The 22,883-nt window shown below is 38.7% G+C and carries 16 protein-coding genes; 11 read left to right on the forward strand and 5 right to left on the reverse strand.

The annotated features are described in order from the left end of the window. Window positions 1-23: 23 nt before the first annotated feature. Entirely contained in the window at window positions 24-884 is an 861-nt protein-coding gene (locus ACKWCD_RS09680) for a sulfurtransferase (RefSeq protein ID WP_413983742.1), read from the reverse strand. 65 nt (window positions 885-949) lie between these two features. Next, complete coding sequence (locus ACKWCD_RS09685) at window positions 950-2,410, reverse strand: amidohydrolase family protein (protein ID WP_413983743.1); 1,461 nt, start codon at window positions 2,408-2,410, stop codon at window positions 950-952. A gap of 145 nt (window positions 2,411-2,555) precedes the next feature. On the opposite strand from ACKWCD_RS09685, the gene ACKWCD_RS09690 reads away from it, so the two are divergent. The 5 genes from ACKWCD_RS09690 (at window position 2,556) to scpA (ending at window position 9,786) form a co-directional block, all read left to right on the forward strand. Next, the gene (locus tag ACKWCD_RS09690) at window positions 2,556-3,035 is read left to right on the forward strand and encodes a biotin/lipoyl-containing protein (protein ID WP_413983744.1); all 480 of its coding nucleotides are present in this window, start codon (window positions 2,556-2,558) and stop codon (window positions 3,033-3,035) included. A gap of 100 nt (window positions 3,036-3,135) precedes the next feature. Beyond that, window positions 3,136-4,608 (forward strand): acetyl-CoA carboxylase biotin carboxylase subunit, encoded by a 1,473-nt coding sequence (gene accC / locus ACKWCD_RS09695; RefSeq protein WP_413983745.1) that lies wholly within the window; start codon window positions 3,136-3,138, stop codon window positions 4,606-4,608. A gap of 27 nt (window positions 4,609-4,635) precedes the next feature. Then, window positions 4,636-6,177, forward strand: coding sequence for an acyl-CoA carboxylase subunit beta (locus ACKWCD_RS09700; RefSeq protein ID WP_413983746.1), 1,542 nt, complete (start codon window positions 4,636-4,638; stop codon window positions 6,175-6,177). A 71-nt stretch (window positions 6,178-6,248) separates the two neighbouring features. Next, window positions 6,249-7,616: a methylmalonyl-CoA mutase subunit beta gene (locus ACKWCD_RS09705; protein WP_413983747.1), complete on the forward strand. Its 1,368-nt coding sequence runs from the start codon at window positions 6,249-6,251 to the stop codon at window positions 7,614-7,616. Beyond that, a complete protein-coding gene (scpA, locus tag ACKWCD_RS09710; RefSeq protein ID WP_413983748.1) occupies window positions 7,609-9,786 on the forward strand; it encodes a methylmalonyl-CoA mutase in 2,178 nt (725 codons plus the stop codon). Before ACKWCD_RS09705 ends, scpA begins: the two co-directional genes overlap by 8 nt. A 15-nt stretch (window positions 9,787-9,801) precedes the next feature. Here scpA and uxaC read toward each other — a convergent pair whose 3' ends face one another. Beyond that, window positions 9,802-11,208, reverse strand: a complete 1,407-nt coding sequence (uxaC, locus tag ACKWCD_RS09715; protein WP_413983749.1) for a glucuronate isomerase — start codon at window positions 11,206-11,208, stop codon at window positions 9,802-9,804. A 172-nt stretch (window positions 11,209-11,380) separates the two neighbouring features. Between uxaC and ACKWCD_RS09720 the strand changes: the two genes are divergently transcribed. Beyond that, complete coding sequence (locus tag ACKWCD_RS09720; protein ID WP_413983750.1) at window positions 11,381-12,751, forward strand: 3-keto-disaccharide hydrolase; 1,371 nt, start codon at window positions 11,381-11,383, stop codon at window positions 12,749-12,751. Between the two features lie 54 nt (window positions 12,752-12,805). Here ACKWCD_RS09720 and ACKWCD_RS09725 read toward each other — a convergent pair whose 3' ends face one another. Further along, on the reverse strand, window positions 12,806-13,441 hold the full coding sequence (locus ACKWCD_RS09725) for a response regulator (protein WP_413983751.1): 636 nt from the start codon (window positions 13,439-13,441) through the stop codon (window positions 12,806-12,808). Further along, a complete protein-coding gene (locus ACKWCD_RS09730; RefSeq protein WP_413983752.1) occupies window positions 13,431-15,437 on the reverse strand; it encodes a tetratricopeptide repeat-containing sensor histidine kinase in 2,007 nt (668 codons plus the stop codon). Before ACKWCD_RS09730 ends, ACKWCD_RS09725 begins: the two co-directional genes overlap by 11 nt. 207 nt (window positions 15,438-15,644) lie before the next feature. Between ACKWCD_RS09730 and ACKWCD_RS09735 the strand changes: the two genes are divergently transcribed. From ACKWCD_RS09735 to ACKWCD_RS09755, 5 genes are all read left to right on the forward strand, one after another. Further along, window positions 15,645-16,064: a hypothetical protein gene (locus ACKWCD_RS09735; RefSeq protein WP_413983753.1), complete on the forward strand. Its 420-nt coding sequence runs from the start codon at window positions 15,645-15,647 to the stop codon at window positions 16,062-16,064. Between the two features lie 5 nt (window positions 16,065-16,069). Then, a complete protein-coding gene (locus ACKWCD_RS09740; protein WP_413983754.1) occupies window positions 16,070-20,026 on the forward strand; it encodes a M4 family metallopeptidase in 3,957 nt (1,318 codons plus the stop codon). After that, window positions 20,023-20,727, forward strand: a complete 705-nt coding sequence (locus tag ACKWCD_RS09745) for a hypothetical protein (protein WP_413983755.1) — start codon at window positions 20,023-20,025, stop codon at window positions 20,725-20,727. Before ACKWCD_RS09740 ends, ACKWCD_RS09745 begins: the two co-directional genes overlap by 4 nt. Window positions 20,728-20,744: 17 nt before the next feature. Further along, window positions 20,745-22,040, forward strand: a complete 1,296-nt coding sequence (locus ACKWCD_RS09750; protein WP_413983756.1) for a PQQ-binding-like beta-propeller repeat protein — start codon at window positions 20,745-20,747, stop codon at window positions 22,038-22,040. Window positions 22,041-22,270: 230 nt separating this feature from the next. Beyond that, window positions 22,271-22,864: a porin family protein gene (locus ACKWCD_RS09755; RefSeq protein ID WP_413983757.1), complete on the forward strand. Its 594-nt coding sequence runs from the start codon at window positions 22,271-22,273 to the stop codon at window positions 22,862-22,864. Window positions 22,865-22,883 lie beyond the last annotated feature (19 nt).

Raw genomic sequence — 22,883 nt, forward strand, 5'->3', positions numbered from 1 at the left:
AAGTAGTAATCCTAAAATAAGACCTATTCTCTTAAATTGGTTGCTATAGCTTTTTTATTCCTAGACCATTCACTCCAAGAGCCAACATATAAATTTGGGAATTCGATACCAGCATAAGCAAATGCCAATAAGGTGTGACAGGCTGTAACACCAGAACCACAATGTACAGTAACATTTTCAATGGATTTCGAACCCATTATTTTTTGATATTTTTCTAGTAATACGGAAGAAGGTAAATACAAGCCGTTGTCATCTAAATTGGTACTAAAAGGAATATTTACCGCACCCGGAATATGACCAGCTATTAAATCTATGGGTTCTGTTTCTCCGTTGTATCTTTCTTTTGCCCGAACATCGATGACCAGATACTCTGTGCTCTCGGAATTCTTTTCAACCTTATCGATTGTAGTCATGGGTAATTTCCAATCATCTATTTCATAGGGCGCTACCTCTTTGGCCGTTTCTACTTTCGAACCTATAGGAAAACCGACTTTAATAGCTTCCTTAAGGCCACCGTTCAATACTTGTACCTTGTTATGCCCAATTGCTTTCATCATCCACCAAAAACGAGCTGAAGCGATGGCTCCATTGGTATCATCATAGATGACCACATGGCTTTTGGGTGAAATACCAAGACTTTTCAATGTTCTGGAAAACTTTTCGATACTTGGTAGGGGATGCCTCCCGCCATTTGCTAAATTCTCCTTTATATCGGATAACTGTTCATTCAAGTCAACATGCAAAGCTCCGAACAAGTGATTTTTTTGATAGGTTTTTTTGATGTCTTTCCCCATTCTAGTATCTATTAGAACCACATCTTCATTTTCATGAATGTTCAATAGTCCACTAGCAGAAATAAGCGGTGATTTGTTTTTATCTAACATTATCTTTTCCAGTATTCCAATTACTCTATTATTTAGAGAGAAACGCTATCATTAGATAGGTCAATTTAATTCTTAAGCTTTTGTATCCTTGCGTTAAGCATATCTTTATCGTGTAACTTACCCTGTTTGATTACAGCATAAATTTTTGTGGTATTTTTTATGTTTTCTAATGGATTGGCATCTAAAATTACTAAATCAGCCCACATATTTTCTTTGACGGAGCCCAATTCATTGTGCAGACTAAAATATTTTGCGGGGTTTATCGTAGCTGCTTTTAAAGCGTCCAGAGTTGATAGTCCCACATCTTCAACCAAAACGGCCAATTCCTCGTGAAGACTCAAACCTGGGGTCAAAAATGCTATGGGAGTATCGGTGCCAGCCATAATAGGGATTCCCGTATCATGAATCTTTTTTACCATCATATAATTCCATTGATTCCAAGCTTCTTTTGCTTTGGGAGTTTCGGCATTCGCAAGTGCTTTGGAATTGTCGAGCCAATCTTGACCTATTGTGTCGGGAAGAAGTGCGTAGCTCTCTTGCCAATCATTTCGGGCAAAGTACTTACGCGTAAAAAAAGTGTTCAAAGCTTGTGTTGGTATCTGCCATGTATCGTTCTTTTTTAACGTAGCAAGTACTTTATTGGCTCTTTCTTCATCATAATTTGCAATGGCAATTTCGCGTTGGGCCGTATGTATAGAAGAGCGTAATTCCCCGCCGGTTAAGTTTTTTTCGTTTTTTAACAGTTTTTTGCGCTGCTCCCACAATTCTTCGGCGTTTGAAGCGCAGGAAATTTCGAGATTTCGCATATGCTCAATGCTGTTCAATCCTAAATTGGAAGCGGTGATGGCATCCATACTCAAGGGAACGTGTCCTGTGACTTTGAGCCTGTTCTTTTTTGCCAGAGCCATAATTTGCTCAAATTGCTCTGGTGTCAGCATTTCATAGGCTTTTAGTAAGTCTACATTTTTGCTCACTAACATTTCTATTTGACTGGTGACATCTTCAACGGTCGCCAAACCTACAGAAAGTTCGGGGTGTGCGGCATCGCTCCCATCATAAACATTGGGCTCGCCATCGAGTAAAGGTCCTGCCATCATAACTCTTGGAGCATCTGTTGGGTTAGCCAATGCTTTGTCTTTCCATCCTTTGACAAAATCAACCTTCCCACCAGTATCTCGAACACTGGTAATACCATGGGTCAAAAACAAATCGAACATGCTAGGCGCCATCTCCTCGATATACGCAAAATGCACATGGGCATCCCACAAACCGGGAATCAAATATTTGCCTGTTCCGTCTACAATGGTATTTTTTCCGGATAGGTTTAATGAATCTGTCGCAACTATTTTGTGTATTTTACCATTCTTAATAATTACGGTTTGATTTTTTTTTAAACCATCTGATGGGTCAATTGTGTTGATGTTTTGTATGCAAATTGCATTTTCAAATAGTAACTCCTCATTTTGACAGGAAATAAGGATTGAGATACAGAGGAAAATCTTTAGTGAATTCTTTAGTAACGACATTTAGTATGGCTCGAGGTTAACAAATTTCTTAAAACTACTTAATTTAGATCGAAGTAAGACCATTTGATCAAACTTACTAATATCGCTAGCTGCTTTTCGATATCTTTATCTGTAAAGACTAAAAGCCCATTACACATTTTTATATATGACAAACTATTTAGTTACCATAGATAACAAAGAAATAGCTCTAAAAAAAGAGGACGTTGAAGCTTTGGATAGCATTTCTATTGATGGCGAAAACTATCATATTCTTGAAAAAAGTAAGGCTTATGAAGCTAGCTTAGTGAGTGCTGACTTTTTAAATAAAGCCCTGACCGTTGCCGTAAACGGAAATTCGTATCAAGTAAAAATTGAAGATGAATACGACCAGCAGGTACGAAAAATGGGCTTGTTGGCAGTAACTGCTCAGAAGGTGAATTCTATCAAAGCTCCCATGCCAGGTTTAATCGTTGATATATTGGTCGAGGTCGGACAGGAAATTTCAGAAGGCACTCCATTACTAGTACTATCAGCTATGAAGATGGAAAATATTATTACTTCCCAAGGGGATGGAGTTGTAAAATCAATAGAGGTCAAAAAAGATGCTGCTGTTGAAAAAGGACAATTAATTATCGAAATGGAATAGGAGATTCCTGTCTTCACAGGAATGAAATTAAAGAGATTCCCGCCGGAGTTTATCCTGAGCGCAGACGAAGGGCGGGAATGACAATAAAAGTAGTTGTTGAATGAAAAAAATACTAGTTGCCAACCGTGGTGAAATTGCAATTCGTGTCATGCGAACTGCCCAGAAAATGGGAATTAAAACGGTTGGCGTATACTCAGAAGTTGACCGCCATTCACCGCATGTGAAATTTGCCGATGAAGCTGTTCTTTTGGGTCCGGCACCTTCTTCAGAGTCCTATTTGGTTATGGATAAGGTAATTGAAGCAGCCAAAAGTACCGGAGCAGAAGGTATTCACCCCGGTTATGGTTTTCTAAGTGAAAATGCGGTTTTCGCTCAAATGGTTGAGGATAGCGGACTCACTTTTATAGGTCCGAAACCACATGCTATTGAAGTCATGGGAAATAAGCTGGCTGCGAAAGAAGCTGTAAAGGATTATAACATACCTATGGTTCCGGGTATTGAAGAAGCGATTACCGATGTGGCATTGGCGAAGAAAATTGCTCAAGAAATTGGGTTTCCGATTCTAATCAAAGCAGCTGCGGGGGGTGGTGGAAAAGGAATGCGAGTTGTTGAAAAACTTGAAGATGTATCCGAGCAAATGGACCGTGCTATTGGTGAAGCAGTCTCTGCTTTCGGTGATGGTTCTGTTTTTATAGAAAAGTATGTAGGCTCTCCAAGGCATATCGAAATTCAAGTACTTGCCGACACTCATGGAAACGTCGTGCATTTGTTTGAACGCGAATGTAGCGTACAACGAAGGCACCAAAAGGTCGTAGAAGAAGCGCCTTCTGCTGTATTGACTCCCGAGATACGTGAAGCGATGGGTGAAGCTGCGGTGAGAGTAGCAAAAGCATGTGATTATGTTGGCGCCGGAACGGTGGAATTCTTGCTTGATGAAAAGAAGAATTTTTATTTCCTAGAAATGAATACACGTCTTCAGGTGGAACATCCAGTCTCAGAAATCATTGCGGGAGTTGATTTGGTAGAACAACAAATTAAAGTGGCTCGCGGCGAAAAGTTAGAATTCACACAAGAAGATTTAAAAATTAATGGTCATGCGCTTGAAGTGCGTGTATATGCGGAAGACCCATTAGCGAATTTCACCCCAAGCATAGGTACACTTTCTAAGTATAAAACACCTACGGGAAAGGGAATTCGTGTAGATGATGGTTTTGAAGAAGGTATGGAAGTACCTATCTATTATGACCCGATGATTTCAAAGCTGATTACCTATGGTAAAACGCGCGAGGAGGCCATTCAGTTAATGATAAAGGCTATCGATGATTACGAAGTTGAAGGGGTCGCAACAACACTTTCTTTTGGAAAATTTGTGTGTGAGCATGAAGCATTTACTTCTGGAAATTTTGACACACATTTTGTTAAGGATTATTACGCTCCAGAACAACTTGAGGAGAAATATGACGATGAGAAGCAGATAGCTGCGAAGATTGCCCTTAAGCTATATTTAGAAAATCAAAAGACCTTAAAAACCCCAGTGACCGTTTCCTCGAATTGGCATAAAAGAGGGATGTAATTTTTGACTAAAGACTTTAGATTAACAATGAAAGATAAAAAACAGATTTTAGCAGATAAGTTAGCGCAAGCTCGTATTGGCGGAGGTCAAGAACGTATTGATAAACAACATGCCAAAGGAAAATTAACGGCCCGCGAACGTGTTCATTTTTTATTAGATGAAGGTTCTTTTGAAGAAATGGGAGCTTTAGTAACCCATCGTACTAAAGACTTTGGTATGGAAAAACAAGTCTTTTATGGGGATGGGGTTGTAACTGGCTACGGAACTATAAACGGAAGACAAGTCTGTGTTTTTGCACAAGATTTTACGGTTTTTGGGGGTGCTCTTTCTGAAACCCACGCGGAGAAAATCTGTAAAGTAATGGACATGGCGATGAAAATTGGCGTGCCCGTAATCGGATTAAACGATAGTGGTGGCGCAAGAATTCAAGAAGGGGTTCGCTCCCTCGGAGGTTATGCTGATATCTTTCATAGAAACGTGATGGCATCGGGAGTGATTCCTCAAATATCTGCCATCATGGGTCCTTGTGCTGGAGGAGCAGTGTATTCTCCCGCAATGACCGATTTTACCTTGATGGTTGAAAATTCAAGTTACATGTTTGTTACAGGTCCGAATGTGGTGAAGACGGTAACAAACGAGGAAGTTACTTCTGAAGAATTGGGCGGAGCGTCTACTCATGCTACCAAATCTGGGGTAACACATTTGACCGCTGCGAATGATATTCAATGCATCAATCAGATAAAGCAGATGTTGAGTTATATGCCTCAAAATTGTGAAGATGTACCTGATGATATTCCTTTTGATATTCAAGATGAAATCCGTGAGGAGTTAGAAAGCATCGTCCCTGAAAACCCGAATCAGCCGTATGACATGCGACATGTCATTAAGGGAATTATTGATGAAGAAACCTTCTTTGAAATCCATAAAGATTATGCAGATAATATCGTTGTAGGATTTGCCAGATTAGGTGGAAAAAGCATCGGAATTGTAGCCAACCAACCCATGAGTTTAGCAGGAGTTTTAGATGTAGATAGCTCAAAGAAAGCGGCTCGTTTTACAAGATTCTGTGACTGTTTCAACATTCCGTTATTAGTGCTTGTAGATGTTCCTGGCTTCCTTCCTGGCACAGACCAAGAATGGAATGGCATCATCACCAACGGAGCAAAATTGTTGTACGCTTTAAGTGAAGCTACCGTTCCGAAGGTAACTGTAATTACAAGAAAGGCGTATGGTGGAGCTTATGATGTAATGAACTCTAAACATATTGGTGCGGATTTAAACTACGCATGGCCTGGGGCAGAAATTGCTGTGATGGGAGCAAAGGGAGCGAGTGAAATTATCTTTAGAAAAGAAATTAAAGCTGCCAAAGACCCTGAAGCCAAATTAGCAGAGAAGGAAGCTGAATATGCCGACTTATTTGCGAATCCTTATAGTGCGGCGGAAAGAGGGTTTATTGATGAGGTAATTCTTCCCAAGAATACTCGAAGAAAATTGATAAAAGCATATACTGCCCTTCAAAACAAAGTGGCTACCTTGCCGAAGAAAAAGCATGGTAATATTCCGCTTTAAAGTGCAAGCTCAAGTGTCAAGTTCAAATTCGAACTCAATAAATAATGAGCAGATTTAAATAATTTTTAGGAATGTCGGGAAACAAATTATTTAGCGAATTCTCTCCTGTTTCTGCGAAAGAATGGAAGCAGAAAATACAGTTTGATTTAAAGGGAGCAGATTACAACGAAACCTTAGTTTGGGAATCCGCTGAGGGAATCAAAGTAAAACCCTTTTATCATGCGGACGATGCCGTGAATACACCTGAGAATTTAACTAGCGGTTCCAGTTGGAGCGCAGCGCAATCTATTTATTCAGGAAACCAAAAAGCAGCAAATAAAAAAGCTAAGGAGGTCTTAGAGAAAGGCGCTGAAGCCATCTATCTCATCATTCCTTCCATGCAAATACCTATTTCAGAAATACTGGATGGCATCGAGTTGAAAAGGACTAAAGTGTATTTAGAGCTTCAATTCTTATCAGCTACCTATGTGAAATCCGTTCTTGAGTTTGCTGGTAATGCTCAAGAAAACATCCATTTAAATATAGACCTTATTGGCAATTTAGCCCGCAGCGGAAACTGGTTTTACAATCTTGAAACCGACCATGAAGCCTTAGATGCCATTTTGAATTACAAAAACCAAAATTGCTTAGGCGTTGATGTTTCGCTATATCAGAATGCTGGAGCGAATAGAATACAGCAGTTGGCCTATGCATTGGCCCATGCGAACGAGTATTTGAATCATATGGCTAATTCGGGGACGAGTAGCACCATCTCTTTTAAAATAGCTGTTGATACAAATTACTTTTTTGAAATTGCTAAGCTTCGCGCACTTCGTTTGTTATATGCTTCGTTGGCCAAGGAATATGGAGCTGCTGAAACGTGTCATATTGTAGCAATTCCGACAAGGAGAAACAAAACCTTGTATGATTACAATACCAATATGCTACGAACAACAACCGAATGTATGTCTGCTGTTTTAGGTGGTGCAAATATGGTTTGTAATATGCCGTATGATACTATCTATCACAAAGAAAACGAATTTGGTGACCGAATTGCCTTGAATCAATTATTGCTCTTGAAAAATGAGAGTTATTTTGATAAAGTCGAGAATCCGGCTGATGGGGCATATTATATAGAGAGTCTTACAAATCAATTGGCAGAAAAAGCCTTGGTCTTGTTTAAGTCTATTGAAAGTGCTGGCGGATTTTTAAAGCAGTTAAAAGAGCATACAATTCAAAGAAAAATTGCTGAAAGTGCTTCAAAAGAACAGGAAAAGTTTAATGCGGGAGAAGAAGTTTTGATAGGAACAAATAGATATCAAAATGAGAATGATAAAATGAAAGATACGATTGAGCTGTATCCATTTTTGAAAACAAATGCCCGAAAAACATTAATTCAGCCTATTATAGAAAAACGTTTGGCGGAGGAAGTGGAACAAAAAAGATTGGATAATGAGTAGAAAAGATGTACAACATTTGACTCTTAAAAACTCTGCTGTCACTTCGAGCGGAGTCGAGAACTCACAGGATAAAGAGGTTGTCGAAACCTTTGAAACTGCCGAGAAGATTATCGTCAAATCATCTTTCAATAAAGAAGATATAGCTTCAGCAGAGCACCTAAATTTCGCTGCTGGAATTCCACCATACCTTCGCGGGCCATACTCCACCATGTACGTTCGAAGACCTTGGACGATTCGCCAATATGCCGGATTTTCAACTGCCGAAGAAAGTAATGCCTTTTATAGAAGAAATTTAAAAGGAGGTCAAAAGGGACTTTCCGTTGCTTTTGATTTACCCACACATAGAGGTTACGACAGCGACCATGAACGTGTAATAGGTGATGTCGGAAAAGCAGGAGTTGCTATTGATTCCGTTGAGGATATGAAAATTTTATTTGATGGAATTCCGTTGGATAAAATGTCTGTCTCCATGACGATGAACGGCGCTGTACTTCCCATTATGGCATTTTATATTGTGGCTGCGGAAGAGCAAGGCGTTGATAAAGCATTGCTTGCAGGAACGATTCAAAATGATATCCTAAAGGAATTTATGGTACGGAATACTTATATCTATCCGCCCAAACCGTCCATGCAATTGGTCGCTGATATTTTTGAATATACAAGTCAGTTTATGCCCAAGTTTAATAGCATTAGTATCTCCGGATATCATATGCACGAAGCTGGAGCATCGGCAGATATTGAATTAGCATACACTTTAGCTGACGGACTAGAATACATCAAAACCGGATTAAAAGCCGGATTGGAAATCGATAATTTTGCTCCCCGTCTATCCTTTTTCTGGGGAATAGGTATGAACCATTTTATGGAAATTGCCAAAATGCGTGCAGCAAGAATGTTGTGGGCAAAATTGGTAAAACAGTTCCATCCTAAGAATCAAAAATCATTGGCACTACGAACACATTGCCAAACTAGCGGTTGGAGTTTAACTGAGCAAGACCCTTTCAACAATGTAGCTCGAACTACCATCGAAGCCACGGCTGCAATTTTGGGAGGAACGCAAAGTTTGCATACAAATGCATTAGATGAAGCGATTGCCTTACCAACAGATTTCTCCGCACGAATTGCTAGAGAAACGCAAATCTTTTTACAGGAAGAAACCAAAATAACCAAAACAGTCGACCCTTGGGCAGGAAGTTATTATGTAGAGTATCTCACAGCACAAATTGCAGAAAAAGCATGGGATTTGATTGAAGAAGTGGAAGAGTTAGGAGGAATGACCAAAGCAATTGAAGCGGGAATTCCCAAAATGAGAATTGAGCAAGCAGCAGCCAGAAAGCAGGCGCGAATTGATAGCACACAAGATGTAATCGTCGGCGTAAACAAGTTTCAATTAGAGGAAGAAGACGAACTTCATATTTTAGAAGTCGACAATCAAGAAGTAAGAAGGCAGCAGTTAGAGCGTTTGGATTCAATTAAAAAATCACGTGATGAAGCTGCAGTTAAAACGGCTTTGGCCGAATTGACTGAAGCTGCTAAATTGAAAATGGAATCCGGTGATGAAAACTTGCCTGCGGATAAAAATTTATTAGCTTTAGCTGTAAATGCTGCTCGATTAAGAGCTACTCTAGGTGAAATTAGTTCTGCCTTAGAAGAAGTTTTCGGCAGGCATAAAGCAGTCATAAATTCATTTTCAGGCGTGTACTCCAAAGAAATCAAAGACGATAAAAGCTTCGAAAAAGCAAAAAATATGACCGACCAATTTGCTGAGCAAGATGGTCGTCGCCCGCGTATTATGATTGCCAAAATGGGGCAAGATGGTCACGATAGAGGCGCAAAAGTTGTCGCTACAGGCTACGCTGATTTAGGCTTTGATGTCGATATTGGTCCTTTGTTTCAAACTCCCGAAGAAGCTGCAAAACAAGCTATTGAAAATGATGTCCATATTCTGGGAGTCTCTTCCTTGGCTGCTGGGCACAAGACTTTGGTGCCAGCAGTAATCAAAGAATTAAAAAACTACGGTCGCGAAGATATTATGGTGATTGTTGGTGGTGTGATTCCGAAGCAAGATTATCAATTCTTATACGATGCTGGTGCAGTAGCCGTATTTGGTCCGGGCACCAAAATTAGTGATGCCGCAATTCAGTTGTTAGAGATTTTGATTGAGGAGTAGTACTTCCTATTCTTTCTAAAAATCAAAATATTCCTTTGCATTATTATAGCAGATATCTTGAACGAGTTTACCAATCCATTTCATATCATTAGGTAATTCGCCGTTTTGGATATCTTTTCCTAAAAGGTTGCAAAGAATTCGTCTAAAATATTCATGTCTGGGGAAGGACAGAAAACTTCTTGAATCTGTTAGCATTCCAATAAAACAGCTAAGAAGCCCTATATTAGAGAGCGCGTTCATTTGATCAATCATACCTTCCTTTTGATCCATAAACCACCAGCCAGAGCCAAATTGAACTTTTCCTTTGATACTTCCATCATTGAAATTTCCAATCATCGCTGCCATCATATTGTTGTCTGTTGGATTGTTGTTGTAGATAATTGTCTTTGTCAATTTGTTGTTACTATCCATACTATTTAGGAACTTGGAGAGGCTACTTGCTTGCTGAAAATCCCCGATAGAATCCCATCCTGTATCTGGTCCTAGGTGGTCTAACATTCTACTGTTATTGTTGCGCAAGGCACCCAGATGAAATTGCTGTACCCAACCGAATTCGTGGTACAACTCCGAAAGGAAAATAAGAATGGCACTTTGAAATTTAAGAACTTCCTCTTTTGAGAGATGTAATCCTTCGTGCTTCTTTTTAAATATAGCTTTCACTTCGGCTTCTGTAAAAGCTTCAGCATACATGTGCTCAAAACCATGGTCACATAAGCGGCATCCGTTGGCATGAAAGTATGCTACTCGATTGCGAAGTGCATCACAAAGGCTATTATACGAATCAATATTTATCTCAGAAGCCTGAGCCAGTTTGGTTAAGTAATCGTTATACGAATCGCTTCCAATAAAAATGGCTTTGTCTGGCCGAAAAGCCATGCTAACTTTTGTTTTGAATTCACTCTTTGCAAGCTTTTGATGATGTTCTAAGGAGTCTGTAGGGTCATCAGTAGTGCACAGGGACTCCACATTCATTTTTGTCAAAAGATTTTGGACACTGAAAGCTTCCGTGTCTAATTTTTCGGCAATTTCGGTGTAAATCCTGTCTGCATTTTCGGAGCTTAATAAATCAGATATTCCGAAGTATCGGTCCAATTCCATATGCGTCCAATGATACAATGGATTTCGCATGGTGTAAGGCACGGTACCTGCCCATTTTTGAAATTTCTCTTGGTCCGAAGCTGAACCTGTAATATACTTTTCATCAATACCAAGAGTCCGCATAGCCCTCCATTTGTAATGGTCTTCACTGATCCATATCTGGGTTATATTATCAAAAATCTTGTTTTCAGAAATTTCATTTGGCGGTAGATGATTATGATAATCTATAATCGGCATTTTACAAGCAAAATTATGATAGAGTTCTTCGGCAAATTTGTTCTCAAGAAGAAAATTAGAATGAATGAATTTCGAGTGCTGATCCATTTTTGAAGAATTTAAATAATATCAAAGTTGCAAAAATGCATTTGTGAAGGTTATGACTAAAAAGTCAAGTTAAAAATATTATTTTTAGTAACGCTTCTAAAGTAAAGTATTTAGGGTCTTTCTCGAGATAGGTTCTTCATAAAAAATATTTTAACCTTCAATCACACTCAATATGAAAATAAAATTGCAACTATTGATTTTTGCTTTGATTTCAACAATAACATTATCAGCTCAAGATGGTTGGCAAGACCTTTTCAATGGAAAGGACTTCAATAACTTTGAACAACTCAATGGGAATGCTAACTACGAAGTGAGAAATGGAGAAATGGTAGGAATTTCAAAATTGAATACTCCGAATAGTTTTCTAGCTACCAAACAGAAGTATGACAATTTTATTTTGGAATTCGAAGTATTAGTTGAGAATGGTTTGAATTCAGGAGTGCAGTTCAGAAGTATGAGTATTCCAGAATATAGTAATGGAAGAGTACACGGTTATCAATGTGAAATAGAAACGAGTTCTCGAAAATGGGCGGGAGGCGTTTATGACGAAGCGCGACAGGGATGGTTATATCCACTCACGAGAAACAAGAAAGGGCAAAATGCTTTTGTACCAGGAGAATGGAATCATTACCGAATTGAAGCTATTGGTAACCAAATTCGAACTTGGGTTAATGATATACAATGTGCAAATCTAGTGGATGATACAACTGCGGAAGGTTTTATTGCTTTTCAGGTTCATGGAATCAGTGAAGAAAGTCAGGAGGGTAAAACTGTAAGATGGAAGAATGTCAAAATTAAAACCAAGGATTTAGAGAGCTCAAGAAGAGCTTCTGATGCTGAAGTTCCAGAAATTAGTTATTTGACTAATCAGCTTACTCAAGATGAAATTCGTAAGGGTTGGCGTTTGCTTTGGGACGGAAAATCCAACAATGGATGGCGAGGCGCAAAGCTCAATACTTTTCCAGAAAAGGGATGGGAAATGAAGGATGGAATACTAACAGTATCTGCCGCTGATGGTGGAGAATCAAGTAATGGTGGTGATATAGTCACGTTAGATACATTTAGCAATTTTGAATTGAGTATTGATTTTAAAATAACCGAAGGCGCAAATAGTGGAATTAAATATTTTGTGGATTCAGAATTAAATAAAGGAGAAGGATCTGCGATAGGGTTGGAGTTTCAGATACTTGATGATCAAAAACATGCTGATGCCAAACAAGGCAAGAATGGTAATCGAACAGTTGGTTCTTTATATGATCTAATACGCGCAGAAAATCTTAGTAATTCTCGAGGGAAGAACTTTAAAGGTGTTGGAAAATGGAACAACGCCAGAATTGTTGTGAATAATGGTCATGTTGAGCATTGGCTAAATCAAGTTAAAGTTGTAGAGTTCGATCGATTCAGTCAAATTTTCGCAGCTTTGGTAGAGAAAAGCAAATATGAGCGATGGAAAAATTTTGGCCGTATTCCAGAAGGACTATTGCTACTTCAAGATCATGGTAATGAAGTTTCTTTTCGCAGTATTAAGGTGCGAGAGTTTTAGATTTTCACAAAGATAGTTTAGAAACAATTATCTGTTAAAACGTGTAGTAAATAGTTAAATCAACTTACGCTCTACGGCAATTTTAATTAGAGAAGCGGCATTGGAAACCTCTAATTTTTGCATGAGGTTTCGCCGATGTGTTTCAACCGTCAACGGACTAATAAAAAGCTCTTCGGCAATAATATTAGTGGTCTTACCATCGGCTATCAAACGAAGAATATGAGTTTCCCTTCGTGTAAGTTTTGGAAGGTCTTTGCTCTCTTGAGTTACCGAATCAGCTAAGATTTTTTGGACTTCACTTCCAAAGTAGAAGTTTCCATCGTTTACCTGAGTTATTGCATTTGCCAATTCATCAGAAGTAGCATTTTTTAATAGATACCCTTTAACACCATTCTTAATCATTTGATTTATGATGCTAGGCTCACTGTAGGTGCTAAGTCCTAATATTTTGATAGTAGCTCTTTTATCAAGAATAAACTTAACCATTTCTACTCCGTTGATGTCCGGAAGGTTGACATCCAATAGGATAACATCTACGATTTCTTTTTCGAGGAATTCAAGAGTATCTTTTCCATTGGTGAAATGGGTTTTGACTTCCACAGAAGTGTTATCGCTTAAAAGCGTTTTCAGACCCTCTATCACCATAGGGTGATCATCTACGATAAGGACACTAATAGGTTTATGCTGCATCGATGTTAAGGTGTACGTTGACTGTTGTGCCTTCATTTTCTTCGCTTTCAAAATCAATATTACCTTTTAAATAGGCCACTCTTGTTTGCAGGTTGGATAGGCCCATACCTGAATCTTTTTTCTTTAAGCTTTTGCTTTTATCAAAACCAATACCATTGTCTTCAACGGTGATATCGACTTGACTGCCTTCACGCATATACTGCACCAAGACTTCTGTCGCTTTCGCATGTTTTACAGCGTTGTTAATCAATTCTTGAATCACACGGTACATGGTTACTTGTTGGTTGATGTTGATGCCTTTATCGCTCCCGTAAAATTGTAAAGTAACCTTGGTTTCACTGCCAGTCATACTACTGCAATAATCTTTTAGGGCAGCTTGAAGTCCAAATTTAACCAAGGTTTCTGGCATCATGTTTCGCGCGACACTTCGCAATTCCGTTAGCGAATCATTCAAATCTTTCATCACTTTTTGCAATTGTTTCTTCGGATATTCTTTAGGCTCGTCTTTATCTAATTTAGATAGATTCATGCTAATACCTGAAAGTCTTCCACCTAATCCATCATGTAAATCAATAGCTAAACGTTTGCGTTCCTTCTCTTGCCCTTCTATCATGGCAGAAAATATTTTGTTTTGTTGTTCTTGTTTGAGAAGTTGTATCTCTCCTTCTCGCATTTGTTCCTTCTTATGAACCTTAGCCAACTTTCTTTTATAAAAGTAGTATCCGCTAAAGAGCAACAAGCCTAGAATACTTATAATACCTCCTAATAAATACGCTTGAGATTTTTTCTTTTCTAGCGAAAGTGCAGACTCATTTTTTTCATTTTGAAGGGTTAATATTTCTTTTTCTTTTTTAGCAATTTTATACTGAGCTTCTAAATTTTTCATGTCCGAACCCAAATTATCAAGTCGCATACTTTCTATAGCCTTAACATATTGGTTTAATTGATTATAAGCCTTCTTATAATTGTTAAGATTAGCTTCGTATTGTGCTAATTTGAAATAGGAATTAACGATATCTTCTTTTGAGTGATCATTATCCCGAAAATTTAAATATTTTAAGGTAAACTCTCTTGCCTTCTGGTAATTACCCATTTTCTCATAAATTCCCGCGAATCTTTGATATAATAATTTGAGATAGTTGCTTTTTGAGTTTAAAGGAAAGTATTCTCTGGCTTTGTTTAGGGCATCTATTCCTTTATCATATTCACTTATGCCACCGTAATAAAGGCCTAACTCACCATAATAACTAGGTGAGTAGAACGAATTGGGTATTTTGTCTAGATTCTTCTTTGCGATATCCAATACCTCTTTCATTTTCGGTAAGGAGTCCATGCTATACAGGCATGGTGAAAACGCCAAACTGTGATACACCATATCTTCTGGTCCGCCAATCTCTTCAAATTGTTTTTGACCTATGATGAATAAGTCGTATGCATTTTTCAAGGCCATCATATTGCTATATTTGATAGCTAGATTTGTATTACCATTGGCCACGAACATTTTATCACCCAAACGCTCTGCAATTGGCACTGTCATGGTAGCATATTCAATTTCTTTTTCCACATTTCCCTCATAGCCGTATGCCACCCCTAAGTTGTATAGACCTCTCAACCATAATCTAACATTTTCCTTTGTGGAGTCTTTTTTGATAAGCTTATCGGCTAATGCATTCCCTTTCTCGTAGTGCTTTTTTGCATTATCAATATCAAAATAGTCTGCGTAACCACCAGCCAAATTGATGTTTGCTTTGGCCATTCCTTTTAAGTACCCTATTTCTTCGCTGAGCTTTAAGGCTTTGAAGCCAGTTTCAAAACATTTTAAGGAGTCTACACCACCATATAATTTGGTCAGTTCCGCCAGGGCAAGTACGCGAGTAGTATCCTGTGCTTTTTGAGAAAGTATATTTTCTAAGCTATCTATTTTTGATTCGCGTCCAGTTTGCGCATTCACACAACATGCAAAAAGCAAAATACAGATGAAGGATACAAATCTCATGGTTGTGGTTTGTTGATTTTGTTAACCCCAATATAGTACAACTATACCGTACTATAAACACCATACATTTAATATACTGGAAAACCAGTAGAAAAAAATACAATCAACAGGGTATTTCTTTGAGGATAGGTTTTATATACTTTGGTCCTATCATAAAATTGGTGTTTTCAATTCGTATGAAATCAACAATTTTTAAACTAACAACCGATGCGACCTATTTTCCTTTTTAGTCTCTTTTCAATAGTTCTTTTTAGTTGCAAATCTCAGCAGTATACTCTTGACACTTTACCTGAAAAACAACTGGTTTTTGGTAGAGGAGGGGGCATATCTGGAGAGGTAACTACCTATGTAGTGCTAGAAAACGGGCAGGTATTCTACAATAACTCTTTGACTAAAGAGCATACTGAAATTGAAAACATTGGTAAGAAGGAAGCCATGACTTGTTTTCGAAAGATGGATTCACTTCGACTTTCTGAGATGAATTTTGACCATCCTGGTAACATGTATTATTTCTTAGAAGAAGTTAACGGAGAAGAACGGTATCGCGTGACTTGGGGTTCAAAAGACCATGAAGTGTCAAGAGAGTGCAAAGACTTTTACAAAGAACTTAGAACAACTATAAAATAATTTTCATGAAGAAACAACTACTATTATTTCTCTTCGGATTTGTACTAGTCGGGGTATCAGCCATTGCTCAAGATACCTTTGATGATAAGAAGCGGGCTTCATCTACTGCGGCAAAAACGTCTCAAGGTGCCAGTTTTGATTTTTCAAAATTAGATGTAAAAGCAAAGCAAAGTATCATTTCGAAAGGAAGAACAAATTATCAGATGCCTTCGGTTTTCAATTTGAGCGGCTCCCCTTCGTTGTACGAACACAAGGTCTTAAAATCGTCTGAAGCTGGGCTTCCTGTATTCATTGAAAGTAAAGCAACTGAAGCAGCCAAAATATCTGCTAAAAGTCAATCTAATGAAACTGTGGGAATACAGTATTTAGAGGATATTAAAGGCATTCTTCGTGTTGCCAATCCTTCCGAAGAATTTAAAAATATTTCTAAGAAAGTAGATGATTTGGGGCAGACGCATATTAAAATGCAGCAGGTCTACAAAGGTGTCAAAGTATATGGTAGCGAGGTCGTGCTACACCTAGACAAGAAGAGACAGGTACAAGCCTTCAACGGTAGAAGTAAACCCACACCCAAGTTGGAAAGCGTTACGCCTAAAATCTCATTTCAAAATGCACTCTCAACTATTGAAAATGATTTGGGTAAAGCCTTACCAAAATCAAATAGGGCTAAATCAGAACTAAATGACTTACTGACTCCCTCTGCACCAGAGGAAGAATTGGTTATTTATTCTTTCAATGGTCAAGATGTTTTGACAAGACATATCACCGTTTTTCCTACGGCAATTGACCGCTGGGAATATTTTATAGATGCAAATACAGGTAAGGTTATAGACAAGTATTACCATACCTGTAAGTTTCATCCAGATTTGGAAGAAGCACATGTTGAAAATAATAACGTTAAAATTTTAGCGCCACCTAGCAACACAAGTGGTGCTGATTTAAATGGCGTAACCCGTCAGTTAAATACATGGAACAATGGCACCCAAAACTATTTAATCGATACTTCAAAACCGATGTTCAATGGAGGGCAATCTCAACTGCCCGATAATCCTGTGGGTGGTATCATGACTTTAGATTTGAGGGGTGAAGCTCCTGCAGAAGGGGTGCAAATCTTTCATGTAATTTCTAGTGGGAATACTTGGAATAATGCCAATGGAGTTTCGGCGCACTACAACGCTGATGTATCCTATGAATATTTTAGAACGAATTTCAATCGAAATTCCATCAACGGTGAAGGTGGTAGTGTTATCTCATTTATTAATGTAGGTAATCCAGATACGGGTGGTGGCTATGATAATGCCTTTTGGAATGGTAAAGCCATGTTTTATGGTAGTGGTGATAGAGCGTTTACGCCTTTAGCAGGTGGCTTAGATGTAGGCGGACACGAAATGTCTCACGGTGTTATCGGTAATACCGCCAATCTTGAGTATAGAAATCAGTCTGGTGCACTCAACGAGTCGTTTGCTGATATTTTCGGAGTAATGATTGATCGCGATGATTGGACACTTGGAGAAGATATTGTCACTAATCTATTTCCTTCAGGGGCGATGCGCGATATGCAGAATCCCAATAACGGAGCCAACGCCGATGGGCAGATTGGATGGCAACCCAAAGACATGTCAGAGTTTGTAGTTACTACTCGAGATAATGGTGGTGTCCATATCAATAGTGGAATACCAAACCGGGCATACTATTTATTTGCTACATCCATTGGAAAAGAGAAAGCTGAACAAATCTACTACCGTGCCTTGGATAATTACTTGACAGTTTCTTCACAGTTTATTGATTTACGACTGGCTGTTATTCGTTCAGCGACAGATATACATGGGGCAGGTTCAGCTGAGGTGCAAGCAGCAGAATCAGCTTTTGATACGGTTGGTATTACAGATGGAGAAGCAACGGATACTGAGAACGACATTCCTGTAGCGAACGGAGATGAATTTATTTTAAGTCTTGATATAAGAGATACCGACCCGAACACACTTTATTTGTCTGATACGAATGGGCAGAACTTTGTTCCGTTAACCACAACGCGGGTACTTCGCAAACCTAGTGTTGCCGATGATGGTAGCTTTGCCATTTTTGTGACTGAAAACAATACAGTGAATGCGGTTGTTCTAGATGCTAATAATTCTGAGGAATCGGTGCTTTCTGACCAACAAATTTGGTCTCAGGTGGCACTTTCGAAAGATGGTACAAAGCTGGCTGCCATTCGAAATGACCAGGATAATATCATTTATATCTCAGATTTGGTAAGTGGCGAGTCAAGGGCTTTCGAACTCTTTAACCCAACCACTTCAGATACTGGTGCGACTACGGGTGAAGTGCTTTATCCTGATGCTATTGAATGGGATTATTCTGGGGAGGTTTTGATTTATGATGCCTTAAATCGAATTGATAATGCCACGGGTGCTGATATTGACTATTGGGATGTTGGAGCCCTAAGGGTTTGGGATAATCAAGGCAATACCTTCGGCGATGGTAGCATTCAAAAGCTTTTTAGTAACCTGCCAGAAGGCGTTAGTGTAGGTAACCCCTCTTTTTCAAAAACTTCAGGCAATGTATTGGCATTCGATGTTTTTGATGAGAATACCGATACGTATGAAGTAATTGCTGTGAACATAGAAACTGGGGATATTCGAACGGTATATCAGAATAATAAACTAGGCTTCCCGAATTATTCAAAGACTGATGAGCAATTGATTTTTGATTCTTTCAATAATGGTGATGAAGATATTTTGTCCATAAATATGGCTGCTGATAAAATTAGTCCGTCAGGAAATCCGTCCGAACTTATTCCCAATGGAAAATGGGGTATCTGGTATACCGTGGGTCAGCGAAGCACTTTAAGTAGCGAAAAAGAAATTACTGACTTTAGGTTTAATGTGGTCAATCCTTCTGCGGTAGGTGTGATTAATGGCACTCAAATATCCGTTGATCTTCCCACAAATATCAACAGACAAAATCTGGTGGCAACTTTTGCCAATTCTGCCAAGGCAACTGTTTCGATTGCTGGTACGGCACAGCAAAGTGGTGTAAATATAAATGACTTTACAAATGCGGTGGTGTATCGTGTTACAGCTGAGGATGGTTCAACAAAAGACTTTACTGTTACTATTGGAACGGCTGGACCGACCAATCCTGATGATGCTGATGGGGATGGTGTTTTAGACGGAGAAGACCAATGCCCTAATACGCCGCCAAACACAACGGTAGATGCCACGGGTTGTGAGATTTTCTCTTTACCCGCAGATAATTTTAGAGTACGATCAAAAGGAGAATCTTGTAGAAATAGTAATAACGGAAGCATTGAAATCACCGCCATTGCAAACTATAGTTATACGGCAATAATTACAGGTAATGGCGTGAATGCTTCTGGAGATTTTACAAATACAGGTGCAATTCTTGAAGATTTACAAGGCGGCACCTATAAAGTGTGTATTACGGTGCAAGGTCAAGCAAGCTATGAGAATTGCTTTGATGTTGTGGTTGCAGAACCTGAGGCTCTTTCAGTTTCTTCTAGAACGGATTTAACGGCTCGAACAGTTACACTTAATTTGGCGGGGAGTTATTTGTATACCATCAATCTGAACGATGAGGTCTTCACTACCTCTGATACGGAGATTACACTTGCTATAAAATCGGACGTGACAAAACTCACTGTGAAAACAGAAAAGGATTGTCAAGGAGTTTATGAGGAAACGATTGACTTAGGTGCGAAAGTAGTGGTGTACCCGAACCCGGTAAGTTTAGGAGAAATTACGGTTCAGTTTAGTAGTGCATCCGAAGAAAAAACAAGTGTGCAACTGAACACTTTTGATGGAAGGGTAGTGATGCAAAAAATGGTAGAAGCTGGCGAAACGAGCATACGATTAAACGCCGATGATTTACAAACCGGAATGTATCTGTTATACGTTACGGTAAATGGAACGACAGAATCTTATAAAATTATTAAACAATGAACAGAATTGTAAAAATACTAGCCGCCGTTTTAACTATAGGCACGCTTACGTCTTGTCCCGGAGGGAAGGATAATCCTGATGATATTGATCCATCAGGTGTTCCCTCCGCGGCAACGTTGGTGTTTCCTGACAATAATATGGAGTGTACAGAAGGCACTGTTATAAACGACACACAAAGTACCATCTTATTTGAATGGGAAAACGCAGCAAATGCAGATAGTTATGAGGTAAATGTTACCAATTTAAATACGAATTCCTCTTCCACAATGAATTCAAATACCAATGAAGTGAGTGTTACGGTTGAAAGAAATACACCGTATTCATGGTTTGTTGTATCCAAATCAGACGGCACGAATGCAACAGCGAATAGTGATACTTGGCGATTTTATAATCAAGGGGAGGGTGTAAGCAATTATGCGCCTTTTCCGGCAAGTGCTGTGAGTCCTACTAGGGGTCAAACGCTTGGTTCGGCTGGGAATATCAATTTAGAATGGCAAGGTAATGATGTAGATAATGATTTGGTGGAGTTCGAAGTACTTTTTGGTACGAATAACAATCCAACAACAAGCTTAGGAGTTACGGCCCAAAGTAGCATTGGTACATCTACTAATTCAGGACAAACCTATTATTGGCGGGTGATTTCGAAAGATGCTACAGGCAATACTTCACAATCTGAAATATTCGATTTTAAGGTTCAATAATTTTCTAAACAATTGCTATGAAAAGGAAATATAGTTGCCCAAGAATTGTATCGGTAGTATTAGCCTTTTGTATAATTTTCTTGATAGGATGTTCAAAAGATGACGGCGTTGAACTTGACGAAAACGGTGATGTCATAGACCCTAAGCCAGACTCACAGATCGTTTCAGGAAACCCTGCGCTAAATCAATTTCTAATTACTTCGAAAGATGAGACTCTTTATACGGTTGATACTCAAACCGGTCAGGAAACGGCCATTTATACTTTCCCAGATTTGACTGACTTTGAACTGATAGCTGATTACGACAATGGTACTATTTTTATAACGGCGGATGATAATTCGATGAATGCACTTAGTGTTTCCAATAAAAATTTTCTTTGGGAAAGACCTATGCTTGAATTTGATTTTAGTAGCAATGGTCTTACGCCCACTACTTGTATAGATGGGGTTTGTTATGCGTCAGGGGGTACAGGAGTGGTCGTTGCTGCAGACCAAATTACAGGAGATTTAAAGTGGTATTACACATCTGATGAGGATGGCGAGTTAGACAATGTATTAGCTGAAAATAGTACGCCCATTATTCATGGTGACAAAGTATATGTTTTTTCAGATGAAGGGTTTATTAGTGATTTAGCTCCGTTTATGCATGTGCTTGATAAACAAACAGGCGCCCTCTTGCAAAAAGTGGAACTACCCTTTGAGGTTTCCGGAACTCCTGTTTTCGATAATAATGTACTCTACTTACCGGCCAAAAATCTCTATGCTATAAACCCAGATACTCTAGATATTATATGGACCCTTGAGGCAAACGGTGTAGGTACTCCTTCTATTTCAAATGGGAAATTGGTGGTAAATGCCATTCCTGTTGGTCAGAGTATTTCGTCTGCTTTGTTTTGTGTTGATATTGCTACAAAAAATATTCTATGGCAAAAAGATACAGGTACTGATACGCTGTGGAGCCCTTTAATAGTGCAAAATGTTGTTTTTAGTAATTATGACAAAGGTTCAAGTTTCGCTTTTGCCACAAGCGGTAGACTCTTTGCTTTAAACTTATCGAGTGGTGAGGAGTTGTGGTACAATGAAGATATTGTCATTGACCATAGTCCTGTATACGCAAATGGTCATTTGTTTTTCCGCGGACATAATTTAGTTGGTGATGGTGACACTTCTGAAAACGTAGGTTTGTTGGGTATAGATGCAAATACAGGAGAGTTATTATGGTTGAATTCCTTTTTTAGAAATGGGTCTCCTTTAATCCCTTTGGTTGTTGCTGAAAATGGTGAATTCGGTCCCTCCTATTACAGAGGAAATTAATCACATATTTCAAAATAATCTCTAAGAAAAGTAGGTCAGAGTTTAGTTTGTAGAAAGAGTCCTGTCTCCAAGAGATGGGGCTTTTTTGTTAACTATACTTGGGCTTCTACTGGAAATCCAGTAGTGAAAAGTACAGAAATCCCGTAGTGAAAAATACAGATTTTAAGCGATTTACTTTCATATACATATACTCTACTTTGGTACTATAATATTCAACTAAAAATAACAATATGAAAAGTTTATTAACGGTAGTATCAGTACTAGTATTTAGTTTAAGCAGTATGTCGGCAACGGCACAATATTTTGGCGTAAGAGGAGGTCTAGGTATTTCTAATTTAATAACCTCAACCAATTCGAATACCACTTTTGGAAGGGTATTTTCAACTCATTTGGGAGGTACAATAGATTTTGAGCTTTCCGACCAATTTTGGCTACAATCCGGAGCGACTTTTTTCAAAAAAGGAGGAGCCAACCTATCAGGAAACTTTAATCTCTATTATTTAGAAGTACCTGTAACTGCACGTTTCGATTTTCTTGAAGTTGGAGCGGAAGGAATTCTTTATGCAAGAGCCGGTTTGTATTCAGGGCTTTTGATGGCCGCGAACTTTAATGGTACAAAATTGGATGTGGGCAGTAGACCTGGCGATGACTTTAAATTCTTTGACTTTGGATTGATTACCGGTGTCGGTTACGGATTTAATGAAAGTATTGATGTAGGCTTGGTATTTGAATTCGGTTTGCTGAATACAGATGCAGAACAAAGTTTAGTATCACTTACCAATGGTGCTATTATGTTATCGGCCAACTATCGTTTTGGCTTATAGAAATGATTGGTTTGAGTTA

Origin of the sequence: Maribacter taeanensis (genome assembly GCF_047345145.1) — a bacterium.
Taxonomy (GTDB): Bacteria; Bacteroidota; Bacteroidia; order Flavobacteriales; family Flavobacteriaceae; genus Maribacter_C.